This is a genomic window from Micromonospora sp. NPDC050795, from assembly GCF_044456785.1.
GTDB lineage: Bacteria > Actinomycetota > Actinomycetes > Mycobacteriales > Micromonosporaceae > Micromonospora.
This window is the reverse complement of record NZ_JBITGE010000089.1, coordinates 1-2662: the sequence shown is the minus strand read 5'-3', so window position 1 is coordinate 2662 and position 2662 is coordinate 1. Positions and strand designations below refer to the sequence as shown.

Sequence of the window (2662 nt, the reverse complement as noted above, 5' to 3'; positions counted from 1 at the left end):
CCGGCATGACCCGCCGCATCACCCGCGGTCCACCCGCCCGACGCCAAGCCCGACACACCTTCATCCGGACCTGACCAGCCCCTCTCAAACACGCTTTAATACTGCAACGGCAGTTGGGTCAGGGGTATCCGTGTCGCTGGTAGTGGCAGGTTCGGGCTTGGTGTTGGCGTCGTCGGCGCCATCGAGACCAGGCTCAGACGCGCTCGGGTGGGTGAGTTGATCACACTGCGAGTGCGGTGAGCAGTCTTCGGATCTCCGGTACGGTGTAGCCGATCATCATGTCGTCGTCGGTGCTGGATCCCCTTGTGCGGTAAGGGATCGGGCCACAGACAGCCAGGCGTGGGCGGCCATGGACGGGGTGATGTGGGCGTACCAGGCTCGCCAGTCGCGGACCTGGTACTCGTCGAGGCGGCTTCGTTCTTGGCCTGTTGGAAACACTCCTCGATCGCCCTGGGCCTGCCCCGTTTTGACGGACATCCGAGATCAGGGGACCTGGGATCTCCGGGAGGATGTCAAGCATCATGGAGAGTATGGGGAAGAAGCGGCCTCGGCCTCGGCGTTCGTTCACGCCGGAGTTCAAGGCTGAGATCGTCGAGTTGTGCCAGCGAGGTGACCGCACGCTGCGGCAGATCAGCCAGGACTTCGACCTGACCGTGAAGTGACCCCTATGGGCCGGACACCTCGATGTGTGTCAGGGACTCTCGGTGGATCTTCTCGTAGGTGTCGGGGCTGACGTTACCCAGCCGGCTGTGCCGGCGGCGAGGGTTGTAGAAGCCTTCGATGTAGGAGAAGACCTCCATCTCCAGCTCGTGACGGCTGGGCCAGGCTCGGGTGTAGACCAGTTCGGTCTTGAGGGTGGCGAAGAACGTCTCGGCCATGGCGTTGTCGTAGCAGTCGGCGGCCGAGCCCATGGAGGCCAGGACGCCGCAGGAACGCAGGGTGCGACCGAACTCGAACGACGTGTACTGCGTTCCCCGATCCGAGTGATGAATGACCTGGTCACGGGCCGGTCGGCGATGCTGGATGGCCATGCCGACCGCGTCGAGGATGAGCTCGGTGCGCAGGTGATCGGCCATCGCCCATTCGACGACGCGGCGGGAGTGGGCGTCGACCACGACGGCGAGGTAGAGGAAGCCTTCCCAGGTGCGCAGGTAGGAGATGTCGGCAACCCAGAGCCGGTTCGGGGCGGTGGCGTGGAATTGCCGCTGGACCAGATCCGGCGCGGTCGCCGTGGACGCGGCCTTGCGGCGGGGCTTGCCGCGCCGTCGGCGGTGAGCGCCCTCGATCCCTGCCAGTCGCATCAATCTCGCTACCGCCTTGCGGTTCCAGCGGTGACCGCGTTCGTGCAGCTCAGCGGTGAGCCGGCGGGCGCCGTAGACGCCTCGGTGCTCCGACCATGCCTGCCGGGTGACCTCGACGCGCTGTCGTGGCGTTTGCCGGTCGGCGGCACGTTGTCGACCGGCGCGCCGCCACTGGTAGAAGGCGCTGTGGCCGACGCCGAGCAGCCGGCAGAGCAGACGGACCGGGTAGGTGGTCTTCTCCGCGTCGATGAACCGGTAGACGTCTGTCCGGTTCACCGCTCCGTCTCGCGTGCGAAGAAGACCGCGGCTTTTTTCAAGATCTCCTTCTCCAGCTCCAGCTGGGCGACCTGACGCCGCAACCGCATCAACTCGGCCCGCTCGTCAGAGGCCAGGTCACTGGGCCGGTCGCCGTCGCGTTCCTGCCGCATCCGGTCAACCCAGTTGCGCAGCGTCTCGTGGTTGACGCCCAACTCCCGGCCCACATCACGGATCGTGCGACCGGAGTCGAGCACCAACGCCGCGGCCTGGCGGCGGAACTCCTCGGGGTACTTGCTCTGTCGAGCCACAGCGGTTTCCTGCTCCTCGGCAGGATGCCAAGTCAGGAGGTGTCCGGTCTCAGGGGGTCACTTCATTCGAGTACATCGAGGGCTGGTACAACACCCGCCGCCGAGACTCAACCCTCGGCTACCTCAGCCCCGCGGCCTTCGAGGCCACCAACTCACAACCGCTACCGATCGACCAAGCCGCCTAACCAACACCAACACAACGACCCTGTCCGTCGAAACGGGTCAAGCCCACTCACCGAGTCCCGGCGGTGCGGACGAGGTCGACCAGGCGGGTGCGGCGGGGTCCGTAGCAGACGTAATAGGCGATCTCCCCGGTGGTCATGCTGCGCCGGGCCAGGAGCCAGTGCCCGCGCTCGGGTTGCCAGCAGATGCGCACTGGCACCCGCGCCTACCAGTACTCGCGGGGACCGTGAGCGCCGGCGCCGGCGGACAACCGGCACCACGCCCGAGCCGGTAGGGCGGCGATCAGGTCGTCCGCGCGGGCCCGACCCATCGTGGTGGTGATCATGTCGTCGTTGCGTCGGGTCGCGACCACAGAACCCACATCCCGCTGTTCCAGCCAGACTCGCAGGGCCTTCGACTGGCCGTATGCCTCGTCCATCGTCACCCACCCGACCGGCACACCGGCGTCCAACGCTCGGGCCAGCATCGTCCGGGCCATCTGCACCTTCGTGGCGAACTGCACCTCGTCCGGGATCCCCGCGGCCCGACACCGGTGGCGGTCATCGGTCCACGACGCCGGGAGGTAAAGCTGCCGGTCGATCAGCGCGTGACCCTTCGCTAACCGGTAAGCCA

3 protein-coding genes and 3 pseudogenes are annotated in these 2662 nt (G+C 66.7%); 2 read left to right on the top strand and 4 right to left on the bottom strand.

Annotation, left to right across the window (positions count from 1 at the left end):
• Positions 1-276: 276 nt before the first annotated feature.
• Positions 277-446 (bottom strand): annotated as a pseudogene (locus tag ACIBEF_RS32215) (IS701 family transposase); the annotation flags it as partial.
• An 84-nt stretch (positions 447-530) separates the two neighbouring features.
• Between ACIBEF_RS32215 and ACIBEF_RS32210 the strand changes: the two are divergent.
• Positions 531-662, top strand: coding sequence for a transposase (locus ACIBEF_RS32210; RefSeq protein ID WP_396797194.1), 132 nt, complete (start codon positions 531-533; stop codon positions 660-662).
• A 3-nt stretch (positions 663-665) separates the two neighbouring features.
• On the opposite strand, the gene ACIBEF_RS32205 is transcribed toward ACIBEF_RS32210, so the two are convergent.
• A complete protein-coding gene (locus ACIBEF_RS32205) occupies positions 666-1577 on the bottom strand; it encodes an IS3 family transposase (RefSeq protein WP_396797192.1) in 912 nt (303 codons plus the stop codon).
• Positions 1574-1867, bottom strand: a complete 294-nt coding sequence (locus tag ACIBEF_RS32200) for a transposase (protein ID WP_396797190.1) — start codon at positions 1865-1867, stop codon at positions 1574-1576. The genes ACIBEF_RS32205 and ACIBEF_RS32200 overlap by 4 nt, the downstream gene beginning before the upstream one ends.
• 8 nt (positions 1868-1875) lie before the next feature.
• Between ACIBEF_RS32200 and ACIBEF_RS32195 the strand changes: the two are divergent.
• Positions 1876-2052 (top strand): annotated as a pseudogene (locus tag ACIBEF_RS32195) (IS3 family transposase); the annotation flags it as partial.
• Between the two features lie 50 nt (positions 2053-2102).
• Here the strand turns inward: ACIBEF_RS32195 and ACIBEF_RS32190 are convergent.
• Positions 2103-2662, bottom strand: a pseudogene (locus ACIBEF_RS32190) (transposase); the annotation flags it as partial.